Genomic DNA, 14738 nt, shown 5'->3' with positions numbered 1-14738 from the left:
CGCCCCGACGGAAAATAAGACTAAGCAACACTGCCAGGCCTACAGCGATAGCAAATCGAGGCCATAATCCAAGGTTGGTCAAGAATCCTAAAGCCAGGAGCAAAATCACTGGCGCTAGTCTGACTAGATATTTTATCCACGCAGTGCTCATAGCCTCCATGATGTCAGCTGACGTCGTTTAGTCTTGTTTCATGACTAAATGGTTTCGGATCACCAATGAGCAGCAGGAGAATGCTGCTAATCCCGAGCACGTTGTTATGCGTGCCTTGAGTAATTACCGGTGACTGCGCAGCCCCAACTTTCCGCGCCATGAGGTGAAGTTGAGTTTAGCGCTCGGTGCTGCGTCGCATAGAGTTAAAGCTGCGGTTAACGAAGGGACGCACCATGGCCAAGAAACGCTCAATTTGGGCCCGTATTTTCGGGATCGGCAAAGCCAACGCCAATGCGGCACTGGATGCGCTCGAAGATCCACAGAAGATGCTGGACCAGCAGGTTCGCGATTACACCAACAACATTGCCCAGGCTGAGTCGGCGGTAGCGCAGACCATCGGTAACCTGCGTATGGCAGAAGACGACCAAGCTAAAGCTATGGACGAAGCGAAGTCTTGGGGCTCTAAAGCCCTTGCCGCTTCGAACAAAGCCGAAGAATTCTCGGCTGCCGGGGATGTCACCAACGCACAGAAGTTCAACCAGCTAGCGACCGTGGCAATCCAGCGTCAGATGGCAGCGGAGACAAAGGTTAAGAACCTGGCTCCGAGCATTGCCTCGCAACGCGAAGTTGTCGCGAAGCTTAAAGATGGTCTGAACACCATGGGTAAGAAGCGCATTGAATTGGTAGGCAAGCGTGATGAGCTTGTCGCCCGTGCGCGTAATGCCAAGACTCAAGGCCAGATGATGGAAACGCTGAAGGCCTTGGATATGAATGATCCAACCAGCGAGATCAGTCGTTTCGAAGACAAGATCCGTCAGGATGAGGCTAAGGTCCGTGGCGCTTCCGAGCTTGCCGCTTCCTCGCTAGACTCGCAGTTTGCCGCTCTGGAAGATCTGGGTGAAGAAACTGAGGTTGAAGCCCGATTGGCAGCGATGAAGGGCGAGCAGAACGTTCTGGATGAAGCCCCAACTGCGTCGGCAATTGAAGCCGAAGCTCCGGCGGTTTCTGAAATCGAAGCCCGACTGGCTGCGATGAAGAAGAACCAAGCTTAAGTAGCAAAATAAGAACCGGCCTCGGCGAGAAGCAATTTCTGCTTCTCGCCGAGGCCGGTTTTTATGACTTGTCCTGCTGATTACTTACTTATCACAGAGCCTGAACTCAGTTTGGCATTGCCAGCCGAGAGGGCAATCGAGATCTTGTTGGGCGATCGCGGATCTGTCACCAACAGATTCGTAAGATTGCCCGCGTCCACGGTCTGCCGCACATCGTAGGATCCATCTGGCAGTTCTAGATCCATCGAACCTGCGCTGACTTCTGCGTTGATACTCTGTGGCACGGTACCGGTCAGGTTGCCGGCCATATGACCTGCAGAGATATCGAAGACTGCGTGTTGCACGTCTGCGAGTGATACTTCGGCTTTGCCCGCTCCGAGACGGATGTCCGCCGACTGCGCAGTACCTGACAAGTCCAGTTCACCGGCACCGACCTCGGCGACCAGATTCTTGTAAGCACCCACCGCCGTGAAGTCTCCGGCTGCTAAATTGAATTTGGCGTCGAGTTTTCCGTCATTCAAAGATTTCGGGAGGATTAATGTCGCTTCATTGTTATCAAATCCGCAACCGAAGATGCACCAGTCGCCCCAGGAATTAGGGGAGTCAACTACGAGTTTGTCGCCCTGACGCGAGAGCGTCCAATCCGAACCGTTCGCGCTATCAACTTCCAAGGTAGCTTCGGTGGCATCTGCATAAACCAGGTCAAGGCTTCCGGAGTTCGCCGAGATCTCTAAGCTGGTCACGCCTGCGGTATCAAGGGACTGGGTGCTCTGTTCACGATTCAACGAGGTGATGGCAGTTCGTGCGGTAGTGATCAGCAAGGTGAGCACTACCAATGCTCCCAAGATCATCAGGACGGTGTTCACGGGCTTGCCCTTGCCCCTGTTAGTTGGAGGCATCGGTGGCAGCGTGCTGGTGTCAGTGGTGGTCATGATCCTGTCCTGTCTGTGCGAGTGGTGCCCAGAGTTTCAATATGGGCTAGGGCTGCCAGCACACGCCGGTTACCCGTCCCATCGGCTTCTAAGCCGAGTTTCTGGAAGATTGAAGTGATGTATTTTTCAACGCTGGCTTCCGAGAGGAACAGCAGCGCGGCGATCGCTTGATTAGATTTTCCTTCGGCCAAGGCGCCCAAGACGGTGCGCTCCCGGTCGGTGAGGCGTTGCATACGGTCATCGTGATTGCGACGGGTCAACAGCTGTGCCACCACTTCCTGATCGAGGATCGTTCCGCCGGCTGCGATCTGTTCCAGCGAGGCAATGAACTCGCTGACATCGGCGACGCGGTCCTTGAGCAGATAACCAATGGCTCCGGATTGGGTTGAAATCAGTTCCGAAGCGTAACGTTCTTCCACATATTGGGAGAGCACCAGTACCGGCAGATCCGGATATTTCTTGCGTAGTTGCAATGCCGCGCGGATTCCCTCGTCCGTGTAGGTCGGTGGGAGCCGGACATCTAAGATGCAGATCTGCGGGAATTGCTCTTCGGATGCCGAGTTGAGGAAGTCCAGCAGACCGCTGGCCTCCGGGAGGTCTATGACCACTTCGTGGCCAGAATGCACCAGCAGACGCACCAGACCCTCGCGTAGTAGTACCGAATCTTCACAAATTAGTACGCGCATGGCACGTTCACCTCCAGAGCAGTTGGACCACCCTGTGGGCTGTCTAAACTAATTGTCCCACCGGCCGCTACGACGCGATTGGTGATCCCATCAAGCCCGCCACCAGGAGTGATGCGTGCGCCGCCCACGCCGTTATCCTCGATGCGAGCCCACAAGCTGTGCTGTCCGTTGGTTTCACGCAATCGCACTGTCACTAGGCAACGCTGGGCCCGGGAATGCTTGGCGGCGTTGGTCAACGCCTCGGCAATGGAGAAGTACATGGCTGCTTCGGTCACCCGAGGGTAACGACCGTTCAGCTGGACATCGAGTTCCACCGGGATATGACTGCGGCCGGCCACCGCTGAGAGCGCAGCATCCAGTCCGCGGTCATCAAGTACCGAGGCATAGATTCCTCGGGTGAGCTGACGCAACTCGGTAATGGCGGACTTGGTCGAGGCATGTGCTTCGGCCACCAATTCCTTGGCTTGCTGTGGATTGTTATCGATCTGCTGGTGCGCCAACCCCAAGGTCATCGCCACCGATACCAGGCGTGGTTGGACCCCATCATGCAGGTCACGTTCGATCCGGGTGCGTTCAACTTCGGCCGCTCGTACGGCGCCTTCACGCTGTGCCGCGGTGGTGCGCACTCGCTCGGTGAGTTCCGTTTCTCTGGACAACGAACCAATAATTCCCATGGTGACAATCCGGTGCAGGAAAGCCAGTCCGACAACAACTGCGGCGCCAGCGACGGCAAGGAGCAAAAGCCAGGGAGCTTGGGAAGCTTTGGTAACGATAGAGAACGGTCCGGTAACGGTGTCCACTCCGGTCAGTGGAGCGAAAGCGACAATGAGGGAATGAACCGTCCACTGCAAGGCGCTGAGCATAAAACCGCCGGCGAGGCAGGAGAAAACGAAGCTTCCCATCGCGGCCCACATGCGTCCGTTGGCGACGTTGCGTCCCAGCGAACGGACGTATTCGCCAAACCCGTCTCGGCGACGAGCCCGCCAAATAAGCGGAGCTACCTCGATGTCGTAAAGTCCGCTGATGCGCAGGACCTCCAAGCGGGAAATTCCGAAGATGGCGTACAACAATCCGGCTAAGAAGATCAGGCCCAAGCCCAGCACCAGTGTCAGGCCGATGCCTAAGCCTAGCCACCCGAGCAACAGCGAAATGAGAACCAAGCCGAAGCTGCCTAGCAATGCCATATGCAGCAAGGTGGAGCCTAGCCTCAGTGGGGGACGGGGAGCGTTGCTCACCGGTAAAACCTTTGGTGTCGAAGTCATAACTCAACAGTATTCTGACCGGTCTGCTGAAAACACCGAGGGATCCGTAGAAGAAAGGTAGGGAAAACCCGAAGATTTTGCTGGGACTATCGCATAAGGTGAAGGAAGCGCAGGATAGTGCCATGGAATCTATCATTCAGAGGCCCGCTGGGGAGGACGTGAGGTGGGAAGTTTTGCCGATGACGCCGGAACGATTCGAAGACTTCTCGACGGTACTCAATCCCACGGGACGCGAAAAGCATTGCTGGTGTTTATCTCACCGTTTAGGCGTCAAGGATATCGAGAACTTAGGTGCAGGAAACCGCGTCGACGCGATGCGTTCTTTGAGTGCCGAACCCATCGCACCTGGTGTTGTGGCCTATAAAGACGGTGTGCCGGTCGGTTGGTGCAGCATTAGTCCCCGGAAGCAGATTCCCTTGCTGGAACGTTCAAAGCTCATTCGTGCGGTGGATGACGTACCGGTGTGGAGCATTATCTGTGTGGTGGTGCGAAGCGGTTATCGCCGCCAAGGAGTCACCACTTTTATGCTTGAAGGGGCGGTGAACTATGCGAAGGAACTAGGCGCACCGGCCGTCGAAGCCTACCCCGTGGATCCTGAGGGGCGCATGGATCTGACCATGGCTTTTGTCGGCACCCGCAAGATGTTTGAGTCGGTGGGCTTCGAGGTCGTTGGTGTCACTGATGCGGTGGCCAGCAGAATGCCGCGACTAGTAATGCGCAAGACTTTCTAGGACGGCACGTCTCCGCTGCAGGGACGTTCTCGCAGAACCCGAAAGCCTCGGCTGCTCTCAGCGTCGATTGCTTCAAAGAATGCCGGGTCTAATGCGATGGCCTTTTCCTAAGGTTCCGGCTACTGCGTCGCCAGCGATCCGTAGAATTTTGTGGTGGCGAGCTGCCCACACGACCGCACAGTTCGCGCGGTCCTGTCCTTGGGCACTAATATTACGATCACTGGTAAGACCGGAGAACCTAGTAGAAATATCAACATAAATAGTGTTGTGTGGGTCATATCACTGGCATACCTGATGACCCGATGGAGATCTCATGAGCGCGAAAAAGAACTACGTCCGCCTGGCCGCGGTAGTTATGGCTGGCTCGCTAGCCCTCACCGCCTGTTCGGCTGGTTCCGGAGGTGGAAGCGCTGACGGAACTGAAGCCAAAACCGGAGTGAATCTCGCGCTGACCGGAGAACCGGTCAACCTTGATTTCACCACCACAGCGGGCGCAGCTATTCCCCAAGCGCTGATGTCCAACGTTTATGAGGGCCTCGTAGAGATTGACCAAGATGGCGAAATCCAGCCACTGCTGGCCGAATCGTGGGAACTAAGCAACGGCAACAAGACCTACACCTTTAAACTCCGCGAGGGAGCAACCTTTTCCAACGGTGAAGCCTTCACCGCGGATGATGTGAAGTTCAGTATTGAACGCGTGAAATCCGACGCCTGGGTTTCCAGCCTGAAAAAGAAGATGGACATCGTCGATTCCGTCAAGGTCAACAGTGATACCGAAGTAGCCATCACGCTGAAGAAGCCGAGTAACGCTTGGCTCTTTGACATGGGAACTTTGGTTGGCGCGATATTTGATCCCAGCGGTGTGGAAGACCTCGCTAATAAGGCCATCGGCACCGGTCCCTACGCCATCGACGCGTGGAACCGCGGTCAATCCATAGATTTTGTCACCCGTGATGACTACTGGGGTGAAAAGCCAGCGGTCGAAACCGCAACACTGCGCTACTTTGCGGACGCGGTGGCCACCACCAACGCCCTGCAGTCCGGGGATGTGGATGTCGTATACAATATGCAGTCACCGGAGTTACTCTCCAGCTTTGAATCGGATCCTAAATACCAGGTGCTTGATGGAACCTCCAACGGTGAAATCATCTTGTCAATGAACAACAAAAAAGCGCCGTTTGATGACAAACGCGTACGCCAGGCAGTGATGTACGCGATTGATCGCCAAGCGGTGATCGACACCGCATGGAATGGCTACGGTACAAAGGTTGGCGGACCGGTACCGACCACGGACCCATACTACGAAGACCTCAACGACGTGTACCCGCATGATCCTGTCAAGGCGAAAGCATTGCTCAAGGATGCCGGAGTGGAAAACCTGAACATCACCTTCACCGTTCCCACCCGTCCATATGCCACCGCAGTGTCGGAAATCGTGGTTTCACAGCTCGCAGACGTGGGCATCAACGCAAAAATCGAATCCGCCGAATTCCCAGCTGTCTGGCTCGATGAGGTCTTCACTAAGAAGGACTACCAAATGTCGGTGGTGCTCGCCGTGGAAAGCCGCGACGTCTTGGCCATGTTCAACAACCCGGACTACTACCTGGGTTATGACAATTCAAAGATCAAGGACATCGCCGCCCAAGCCGACGCAGCAGATGAGGCCGGTTACGTCTCGGGGATGAAGGAAGTCGTGCGTACCATCGTGGATGACGCAGCCGCCGATACGCTGTTCATCTTCCCCAACATTGTGGTTGCCGACGCGAATGTCACCGGCATCCCGACGAACTCAGTCACCGAAGCATTGGATCTGACAAACCTCGGTTGGAAGTAGTCCACTAGCAGACCGACCGGAAGAGACTCTTTTGGGTATCCGTTTACTGATCAACCTCGTGAGATTTGTTGTCACCTACGTGATTGCTACGGTGGCGGTGTTCTTATTCATGCGCGCTATTCCGGGAGACCCGGCACAAATTGCGTTGGGTGTGAACGCCACCCCGGAGCTACTGGCAAAAACACGAGCCGAATTCGGTACGGACCGTCCACTAATTGTGCAGTACTTCGACTGGGCGCTGGGTTTACCTTTCGGCGATTTTGGAACCTCCTATGTCACCAGGCAGGACATCAGCCCACTGATTATCGACAGGGTTCAGGTCAGCCTGATCCTTGTCATCCTGGCCATGATTGTTGCCCTGGCGATTGCCATTCCCTTTGGCACCTACGCGGCGGTGAAGCACCGTAATCCCAGCGGAATTATCGTCAGCGGGATCAGCCAGTTAGGGGTAGCCATCCCAAACTTCTTGGCCGGGATCTTGCTGGTGGTGGTTTTTGCCGTGGGGTTAGGCTGGCTGCCAGCCAACGGGTGGACGCCGCCGGGGAAAGACTTCTCAGATTTTGCTTCCCGCGTGGTGCTGCCGGTACTAGCTCTGGCGTCGGTGCAAGGGGCCATTTTGACCCGCTATGTTCGCTCGGCGGTGATGGAAGTGATGAGCGAAGATTACCTGCGTACCGCCAGGTCTAAGGGACTTGGCAAAATGGAGTCCTTGATTAAACACGGTTTACGTAATGCCTCGATCCCGGTGCTGACGGTGACCAGCGTGCAATTAGCTGCGCTAATCATTGGTGCAGTGGTCATTGAACGGGTCTTCGTGATTCCCGGGCTGGGATCCATGTTGTTGGACGCGGTAGGCAACCGTGATCTGCTGACCGTGCAGTCCGTGGTGATGGTTTTGGTCGCGATCACCTTGATCATCAACCTGGTGGTGGACGTGCTCTACACCGTACTGGATCCACGAATTCGAAAGGGTGCGTAATGGCCGAGGAACACGTTCTAGCGACAAAAACTCGCCGTAAATTCTCACCCACCCTCATCGTTGGTGCGATCCTGGTGGCGATAGTGGTCATTGCCGCTTTGGTCTCCTTTATCTGGACTCCGTATAACCCGGTGCAAGCATTTCCCGCCGACCGGCTGCAAGGTTCAAGCGCAGCTCACTTGATGGGTACCGACCGCTACGGGCGCGACGTCTTCTCCGGAATTCTATACGGCGCTCGCATCACCTTGATGGTGGGGTTGGTGGCGGTGGGTATTGCCCTGCTGATCGGCACTCCGCTAGGAATCTTGGCAGGAATGCGTCGGGGCATCACCGAAGAAGTCACTATGCGCGGTGCCGATATTCTGCTAGCTTTTCCCGCCCTGCTGGTGGCCATCATGTTTGGCGCCGTTTTTGGGGCCAGTACGCTGACCGCGATGCTCGCCATCGGTATTGGTTCCATCCCCGGTTTTGCTCGCGTGGCACGCAGCGGAGCCTTGCAGGTGATGAGCACCGAGTACATTATGGCGGCCAGAGCCTCCAGCCAGAGTTCCTGGCGTATCGCCCGGCGTCACGTAATGCCAAATATTATCGGCATGGTGGTGGTCCAATGTTCGGTTTCGTTTGCCATTGCGGTACTGGCCGAAGCGGCACTGTCATTCCTCGGGCTAGGCACCCCTCCACCGGTTCCGTCCTGGGGACGCATGCTTCAGGAATCCCAACAATTCCTTGGCACCTACCCGATGCTTGCTGTATGGCCGGGCTCTGCCATCGCGGTCGCGGTACTAGGCTTCACGCTGCTGGGCGACGGTCTGCGTGACCGCTTTGACCCGAAACTGAACGGAGAACGCTGAGCGTGGACATACAGCAGAAGGCCGCTGGTCTTATTGAGGTCAAAAATCTCACCGTCAGCACCACTACCCGAACCTTGGTCAGCAACTTTAACCTGAGTATGCAACCCGGAGACCGGGTGGGACTAATCGGCGAATCCGGGTCGGGTAAGTCGATGACTGCTTCGGCGCTCATGGGATTATTGCCTGAGGGTGTCAGTGCCCAAGGCTCCATCAGTTTCGCAGGACATGAAGGCAACCTCGTTGATGCCAGCGACAGGCAGTGGCAAAAGATCCGTGGCAAAGAGATGACCATGGTCTTCCAAGAACCGCTGACGGCGCTGAACCCGCTGATGAAGGTGGGCCCGCAGGTTGCTGAAATCATGACCAGCCACAAAACAGTTGCCTCCCGTTCCGCAGCGCGCGAGCGTGCCGTTCAAATGCTTGAATCGGTGAAACTTCCGGACCCGCAACGCGCCGCACGCGCCTACCCGCATCAGCTCTCCGGTGGGCAACGCCAACGCGCCATGCTGGCCATGGCGTTGGCGAACAACCCAGGGCTGTTGCTCTGCGACGAGCCGACCACCGCGCTGGATGTCACCGTGCAACGCCAAGTCCTTGACCTGATCTTAGAGTCGGTGACCGAAAGGGGAACCGGGCTGCTCTTTATCACCCATGATCTTTCGGTGGTTGCCAACGTCTGTGACCGGGTCCTGGTGATGAATAACGGGCAGGTGGTGGAGGAGGGCAGTACCGAACAGGTCTTCACCAACCCGCAGCATCCTTATACTCGGGGACTTCTCGCCGCCTCAGATCTGAACGCCACCGATGAGCAGGGCCGGCTATTCACCGTGGCGTCGGCTGCCGCCTACGTTCCGCCGAACGTCAGCGAAGATCTGCCGGTAGTTCCCGAAGAACCCGTAGTAGTGCTCGAAGAGCGCACCGAAACCGAAGCTGCGCCCACAAACTCCAGCGAGGCTGAACCGGTGATCAGCGTCAAAGATTTGCACCGCAGCTACCCGGTAGCCCGCTCCACACTCTTTGGAAAACCCTCCGAGGTCCACGCGCTTCGTGGCGTATCTTTTGATGTGGCAGCCGGACAACGCTTTGGTGTGGTGGGTGAATCAGGATCAGGCAAGTCGACGCTGCTGCGCATCTTGGCAGGTCTAGACCAGCCAACGTCGGGCAGCGTGAAAGTTGCCGGAAATCAGATTAACGGGGCGAAAGAACGCGACCTGGTGCAACTGCGTCAACAGTTGCAAATCGTCTTCCAAGACCCCATGGGATCTCTAGACCCGCGCATGCGGGTCCGTGACATCATCGCCGAACCGCTGCTCGCGCCGGGACAAAAGATGGATAGTGCACGGCAACGCAAACTAGTGGCCCAGATGTTGGGAGCCGTCGGGTTGCCACAGGACGCGGCCGAACGTTTTCCGCACCAGTTCTCCGGCGGTCAACGCCAACGCATCTCGATTGCCCGCGCGTTGATTTGTGAACCACGGGTGTTGGTGGCCGATGAACCGGTGAGTGCCTTAGATGTTTCGGTGCGTGCCCAGGTGCTCAATCTGCTCTCGGATCTGGTGGATGACTATCAGCTGACCCTAGTATTTGTCTCCCACGACCTGGGGGTGGTGCGCCATCTGTGCGACAACGTGGTGGTGATGACCAACGGACAAATCGTGGAAAGCGGGAGTACCGAGCAAATTTACGAGAATCCGCAACATGACTACACCCGCACCCTGGTTAACTCCTCGATGTCGCTACGCAACGAATTATCCCTGCGCTAGCACTTCTCGCTTACCGTGAAAGGTCCCCATGTCTCAGCTCTCCGACCACAGCACCGCCCTGCACCAACTGAGCGCCCGAGAGCTGGGCACCGCGTACGCGGCCAAAGAACTGTCCCCGGTTGAGGTTGCCGGTGCGGTGATCCAACGCATCCAAGAGCGTGAACCGGTGCTGAACGCGATGTACCGCTTTGACCCGGAAGATATTCTCGACCAAGCACGGCACAGTGAGAAACGCTGGGCCAACGGGACCGCACGTGGGGTGCTCGATGGGGTTCCGGCCACGGTGAAGGAAAACGTGGCCCGTGCAGGAATCCCGATGCCTTCGGGCACCGCCCTGTCTAACCCCAAGGTGCCTACGCGCAATGCGCCAATCACCGACCGGATTTTAGAAGCCGGCGCCATCATCTTGGGTTCCACCACGATGCCCGACTGGGGCATGCTGTCCTCCGGCGTTTCGAGTCTGCACGGGATTTCACGCAGTGCCTGGAATCCGGCGTGGACCACCGGGGGATCAAGTGCCGGGGCAGGATCCGCCGCTGCTGCGGGCTACGGTCCGCTTCATGTAGGAACAGATATTGGCGGTTCTATCCGACTGCCCGGTGGCTGGCAGGGCCTTGCCACGCTTAAACCCAGTGCTGGGTTGATCCCGTTGGATGTCCCGTATCTAGGTCGGGCCGCCGGACCCTTGGGGCGCTGCGTGGATGACATCGCGTTATTCATGTCGATCCTTGGCCAACCAGACGTGCGCGACTACACCGCGAGGCCTTACCCGGCACAAGACTGGGCTGGCAGCCTCTCGGGTGTCGCAGGGCTCAACGTGGCGCTACATACCGAGGCTAATGCCGGATCTGCGGTTCAGCCGGAAGTATTGGCCGCGGTGCAGGAGGTCGCTTCACTCTTTGCCCAGGCAGGGGCAACCGTACAAACCCTGGACCCGTTTATCACTCAAGATATGCTCGACCGCTTAGACAGGTTTTGGCGCACCCGTTCGTGGGCGGACTACCGCGAACTGTCGACAGAAAACCAGACAAAGGTGTTGGACTACATTGTTGCCTGGTGCACCGTGGGTTCTAGCTTTGATGGGGCAGATACCATCAGGAACTTTGGCGCCATTGACCAAATGCAGCAGGCGACTATCGCGGCGACTTCCGGTTTTGATCTGGTGATCTCCCCGGTCTCCCCCATGGCGGCTTTCCCCGCTGAACAGCCGATGCCGGTGGTAGACCCACTGGCAACCATGAGCCACATTGCTTTCACCGTGCCCTACAACATGTCCGGTCAGCCGGCGGCCACGGTGAACTGCGGGTTCACCAGTGAGGGTAAACCGATCGGTGTGCAGCTTTCCGGCCCGGTGGGCGCCGATGCGGCGGTTCTGCATGCGGCACGCTGGTATGAAACTCACCGTCCGGCCAGCGCCAACCCGTTATGGGACACACTGGACTAAACGCTCTCCGGGCTGCCAAAGGAGGCGAGTGCCGCCAGTGCTTCGCGCTGTTCGGCCGGCACCAGATGACCGTAGTACTCAAAGAGGCTGCTGCGCGCCAGATGCTCGGCAAGATGCGCGTCCTGAGTTTGAATCGCGGCGAACACCTTCTGATGGTGCTCGATAGTGCGTGCCATCAGCGCCTCATCGTCACTGCTTTCTTCGATGCTTTTCGCGATGAGCTGCTCGATAGATTGCCGGACCGCCGCGGCAGTGATCTGCAGCAGCGTGTGCCCACTGGCCTTCGCCACCACCGCATGAAAATCAAGGTCAGCCTCGCTGAACGCTGCCTGGCCTTGAGCCCGTGCCACACGCATGAGTGCTATCGCCTGTTCGAGCTGTTCTAGGTCTGCATCGCTGCGTCGAATGGCCGCCAAAGAGTTCGCCGAGGATTCCAAGGTCATCCGGTAAATTAACAGATCCACCAGGCTGGAAGCCGAGCTGTGAGTTAATCGGGTGATCATTTTGCCCAGCGGGGCCGGACTCGGACTGAGCACTAGGGCACCGCGGGGATCTCCCGGGCGCGAGGCAATGAGACCGTTGGATTCAAGCACCCGCATGGCCTCACGTACGCTCGAGCGGCCCACCTGGAATTGGGTCACCAGTTCGCGCTCGCCGGGCAACCGATCACCAATCCTCAGCTCACCGGAAAGCACCCGAGTTTCAACGTGGCTCACGATCGCTTCAAAGGCCCGTGGTTTGGCCGGGTTTCGTGCTGGCTGCGACATTTGTGAGCGCCTATTCTGGTGGGTTGTAGCGGCCGTCGATGGCGGTCCACCCACCATCAACGGTCAGCACCGAACCGGTCACAAAGCTGGAGGCCTGCGAGGCCAGGTACACGATGGCACCGGCCATCTCCTCGGGTTTCGCCCAGCGACCCAACGCGCTCTTGGACGCATACGCGTTGTACCACTCTTTGTCTGCACTGATTTGAGCGGTCAACGGGGTTTCCACCACACCCGGGGCAACCACATTCACCCGCACACCTTGGGGCCCAAACTCGGCCGCGGCGGTCCGCGCCAGCTGCACCAACGCCGCCTTGGTCGCCGCATAAACGCTCTGCCCAGGTTCCACCACGGACGCGCGAATGGAGGCGATCCCGATGATTGACCCACCACCATTTTCTGCCAGTCGCGGGGCAAAAGCCTGAATGAGTGCGAAGGAAGCACGCAGGTTCAGGTTCACCACCTGATCAAATTCGTCCATCGTGTAATCCACGATCCGCTTACGCACATTCATCGCCGCGGTAAACACCAACGCGGTGATGTCCTTAAACTCTGCGGCGGTGGCTTGCACCGACTCATAATCAAGCACGTCTAATTCGAGCACGGTCGGTGCTGTTCCCAGCAGCTGGGCGGTCTCTTGGGCCGCGAACACATTGCGGTCCGCGCAGATCACCTGGGCGCCATGTGCTCCCAAGGCAAGTGCCGCCTCGCGCCCGATCCCGCTGCCCGCGCCGATCACCAACACGCGCCGGCCGGAAAATTCAAAAAGCTGGGTGTAATCCATCGGTGCTTACCTACCTTCAAAATGTTATGCCTAGGGCCGGATGATGGCCATGCGGGTGACGGTGAACTCTTCCATCGCAAAACGTGGCCCTTCACGGCCAATCCCGGAATCCTTGACCCCACCGTAGGGCATGATGTCGGAACGGAACCCGGGAATCTCATTGACCACCACCCCACCGACTTCGAGCTCTTCGATGGCGCGGAACGCGGTCTTCAGGTTGCTACTGTAAATCGCCGCCTGCAGGCCATACCGCGAGGCATTGACCAGCTCAAAGGCGCTGTCCAGATCCTCAAATTGATGCAAACAGATCACCGGTCCAAAGATCTCCTCGCTCCACAGTTTCGCCTCGGTAGGCACCTGGCTCATCACCGTGGGCAGGATACTGCCGCCGTCGATCTTGCCGCCAGCAAGGACCTGTGCCCCAGCAGCTACCGCATGGTCGATCCACTGCATAATGCGTTTACTGGAGGCCTCATTGATCAGCGGAGCCACCCGGGTCTTGGCACTGCGCGGGTCACCAACGACCACTTCGCCCAGCCGAGCCAGCAGTTGGCGCTGGAACTTTTCGGCGATCGTGGCATCTAACAACACCCGCTGCACCGAAATGCACGCTTGCCCGTTGGCGTAAAACCCGCCACGAATTACCGCGTCCACCGCCTCTTCGATGCGCGCATCGGCGGCCACGATGAACCCGGTATTTGAACCGAGCTCAAGTACCGCCTTGCGTGGGGCGGCATTCTTGGCGATCTGGTGGCCGACGGCCGCGGAACCGGTGAAGGAAACTACCGCGGCCCGTGGGTCTGCCACCAGTTTTTCGCCCACCTCGATCCCGCCGGTCACCAGCTGTACCGCGCACGCGCTGACCTGGTGTTCGGTGAGTGCTTGGCGAATCAGGTGTACAATCCACAGGCTCGTCAATGGAGTGTTCGGTGCCGGTTTTAAGATGATCGGGCAACCGGCGGCGAGGGCCGGCGCCAACTTATGGCTTGCTAAGAGCAGGGGATAATTAAATCCGGCGATGCCGACGATAATTCCGGCGGGCTTGCGCGTCCAGTAACCGATCATGCCCTCACCGGAGGGTTGCAGATCCAGCGGGACGGTTTCCCCATGCATGTGCGCGACTTCTTCGGTGGCGGCCGCCCAGGTGGTGAGGCTGCGGGCCACCTCTACCCGGCAATCGATCAACGGTTTACCGGTTTCCAGCACCAACAGGTTTTCTAGCTCTTCTGCCACGGCGGCAATTTTCTGCTGGACCGCCAACAGGATTGAGCGTCGGGTGCCTGCGCTGAGTTTTGCCATCTCGTGGCGCACGGCCGCAGCTGCGTCCAAGGCTTGGCTCGCGTGGGCTACCGTACCTACCGGGGCCTGGGCGATCACCGAGGAATCAAAGGGAAAAATAATCGGATCATTGTGCTCGCAGGGCACCCACTGCTCACCAATGGGCAGACCGTCCGGGTAAGTTTTTACGTGAACTGGCACCGTTCCTGCTTTCGAGTTGTCGTCAG

General features: G+C 57.8%; 13 protein-coding genes. 7 read left to right on the top strand and 6 right to left on the bottom strand.

Features of this window, described 5'->3' with window-relative positions; translation table 11 throughout:
* Positions 1-384: 384 nt before the first annotated feature.
* The gene (locus tag ACX5K5_RS14695) at positions 385-1203 is read left to right on the top strand and encodes a PspA/IM30 family protein (RefSeq protein ID WP_096255489.1); all 819 of its coding nucleotides are present in this window, start codon (positions 385-387) and stop codon (positions 1201-1203) included.
* 80 nt (positions 1204-1283) lie between these two features.
* Here the strand turns inward: ACX5K5_RS14695 and ACX5K5_RS14690 are convergent, their stop codons facing one another.
* The 3 genes from ACX5K5_RS14690 to ACX5K5_RS14680 are packed head-to-tail and all read right to left on the bottom strand — an operon-like array spanning position 1284 to position 4056.
* On the bottom strand, positions 1284-2135 hold the full coding sequence (locus tag ACX5K5_RS14690) for a DUF4097 family beta strand repeat-containing protein (protein ID WP_459174626.1): 852 nt from the start codon (positions 2133-2135) through the stop codon (positions 1284-1286).
* Positions 2132-2821 carry a response regulator transcription factor gene (locus ACX5K5_RS14685; RefSeq protein ID WP_459174625.1) on the bottom strand — a complete coding sequence of 230 codons (690 nt, stop codon included), beginning with the start codon at positions 2819-2821 and terminating at the stop codon, positions 2132-2134. The genes ACX5K5_RS14690 and ACX5K5_RS14685 overlap by 4 nt, the downstream gene beginning before the upstream one ends.
* Positions 2809-4056 carry a sensor histidine kinase gene (locus ACX5K5_RS14680; RefSeq protein WP_343251914.1) on the bottom strand — a complete coding sequence of 416 codons (1248 nt, stop codon included), beginning with the start codon at positions 4054-4056 and terminating at the stop codon, positions 2809-2811. The genes ACX5K5_RS14685 and ACX5K5_RS14680 overlap by 13 nt, the downstream gene beginning before the upstream one ends.
* Before the next feature lie 149 nt (positions 4057-4205).
* On the opposite strand from ACX5K5_RS14680, the gene ACX5K5_RS14675 reads away from it, so the two are divergent.
* From ACX5K5_RS14675 to ACX5K5_RS14650, 6 genes are all read left to right on the top strand, one after another.
* The gene (locus ACX5K5_RS14675) at positions 4206-4814 is read left to right on the top strand and encodes a GNAT family N-acetyltransferase (protein ID WP_459174624.1); all 609 of its coding nucleotides are present in this window, start codon (positions 4206-4208) and stop codon (positions 4812-4814) included.
* 313 nt (positions 4815-5127) lie between these two features.
* Positions 5128-6648 (top strand): ABC transporter substrate-binding protein, encoded by a 1521-nt coding sequence (locus ACX5K5_RS14670; RefSeq protein WP_459174623.1) that lies wholly within the window; start codon positions 5128-5130, stop codon positions 6646-6648.
* 31 nt (positions 6649-6679) lie between these two features.
* Positions 6680-7627 (top strand): ABC transporter permease, encoded by a 948-nt coding sequence (locus ACX5K5_RS14665; protein ID WP_096253875.1) that lies wholly within the window; start codon positions 6680-6682, stop codon positions 7625-7627.
* The gene (locus ACX5K5_RS14660) at positions 7627-8478 is read left to right on the top strand and encodes an ABC transporter permease (RefSeq protein ID WP_459174622.1); all 852 of its coding nucleotides are present in this window, start codon (positions 7627-7629) and stop codon (positions 8476-8478) included. The genes ACX5K5_RS14665 and ACX5K5_RS14660 overlap by 1 nt, the downstream gene beginning before the upstream one ends.
* 2 nt (positions 8479-8480) lie before the next feature.
* Positions 8481-10241: a dipeptide ABC transporter ATP-binding protein gene (locus ACX5K5_RS14655; RefSeq protein ID WP_459174621.1), complete on the top strand. Its 1761-nt coding sequence runs from the start codon at positions 8481-8483 to the stop codon at positions 10239-10241.
* A 28-nt stretch (positions 10242-10269) separates the two neighbouring features.
* On the top strand, positions 10270-11685 hold the full coding sequence (locus tag ACX5K5_RS14650) for an amidase (RefSeq protein WP_459174620.1): 1416 nt from the start codon (positions 10270-10272) through the stop codon (positions 11683-11685).
* Here ACX5K5_RS14650 and ACX5K5_RS14645 read toward each other — a convergent pair.
* Genes ACX5K5_RS14645 through ACX5K5_RS14635 form a run of 3 tightly spaced genes read right to left on the bottom strand, consistent with a single transcriptional unit; the run spans position 11682 to position 14712 of the window.
* On the bottom strand, positions 11682-12452 hold the full coding sequence (locus ACX5K5_RS14645) for a FadR/GntR family transcriptional regulator (protein WP_459174619.1): 771 nt from the start codon (positions 12450-12452) through the stop codon (positions 11682-11684). The two genes, ACX5K5_RS14650 and ACX5K5_RS14645, sit on opposite strands and share 4 nt — an antisense overlap.
* A 10-nt stretch (positions 12453-12462) precedes the next feature.
* Complete coding sequence (locus ACX5K5_RS14640) at positions 12463-13233, bottom strand: SDR family NAD(P)-dependent oxidoreductase (protein ID WP_459174618.1); 771 nt, start codon at positions 13231-13233, stop codon at positions 12463-12465.
* A 30-nt stretch (positions 13234-13263) separates the two neighbouring features.
* A complete protein-coding gene (locus ACX5K5_RS14635) occupies positions 13264-14712 on the bottom strand; it encodes an aldehyde dehydrogenase family protein (RefSeq protein WP_441664611.1) in 1449 nt (482 codons plus the stop codon).
* Between the last annotated feature and the right edge of the window lie 26 nt (positions 14713-14738).

It is taken from the genome of Glutamicibacter bergerei, assembly GCF_054495185.1.
The sequence above is the reverse complement of the archived record's forward strand: the minus strand, read 5'-3'. Positions and strand labels throughout refer to the sequence as shown.

Excerpts from the sequence above, each read along its gene's own strand:
- ACX5K5_RS14695 (WP_096255489.1), top strand. The coding sequence starts at position 385 with ATGGCCAAGAAACGCTCAATTTGGGCCCGTATTTTCGGGATCGGCAAA.
- ACX5K5_RS14690 (WP_459174626.1), bottom strand. The coding sequence starts at position 2,135 with ATGACCACCACTGACACCAGCACGCTGCCACCGATGCCTCCAACTAAC.
- ACX5K5_RS14685 (WP_459174625.1), bottom strand. The coding sequence starts at position 2,821 with ATGCGCGTACTAATTTGTGAAGATTCGGTACTACTACGCGAGGGTCTG.
- ACX5K5_RS14675 (WP_459174624.1), top strand. The coding sequence starts at position 4,206 with ATGGAATCTATCATTCAGAGGCCCGCTGGGGAGGACGTGAGGTGGGAA.
- ACX5K5_RS14670 (WP_459174623.1), top strand. The coding sequence starts at position 5,128 with ATGAGCGCGAAAAAGAACTACGTCCGCCTGGCCGCGGTAGTTATGGCT.
- ACX5K5_RS14660 (WP_459174622.1), top strand. The coding sequence starts at position 7,627 with ATGGCCGAGGAACACGTTCTAGCGACAAAAACTCGCCGTAAATTCTCA.
- ACX5K5_RS14650 (WP_459174620.1), top strand. The coding sequence starts at position 10,270 with ATGTCTCAGCTCTCCGACCACAGCACCGCCCTGCACCAACTGAGCGCC.
- ACX5K5_RS14645 (WP_459174619.1), bottom strand. The coding sequence starts at position 12,452 with ATGTCGCAGCCAGCACGAAACCCGGCCAAACCACGGGCCTTTGAAGCG.
- ACX5K5_RS14640 (WP_459174618.1), bottom strand. The coding sequence starts at position 13,233 with ATGGATTACACCCAGCTTTTTGAATTTTCCGGCCGGCGCGTGTTGGTG.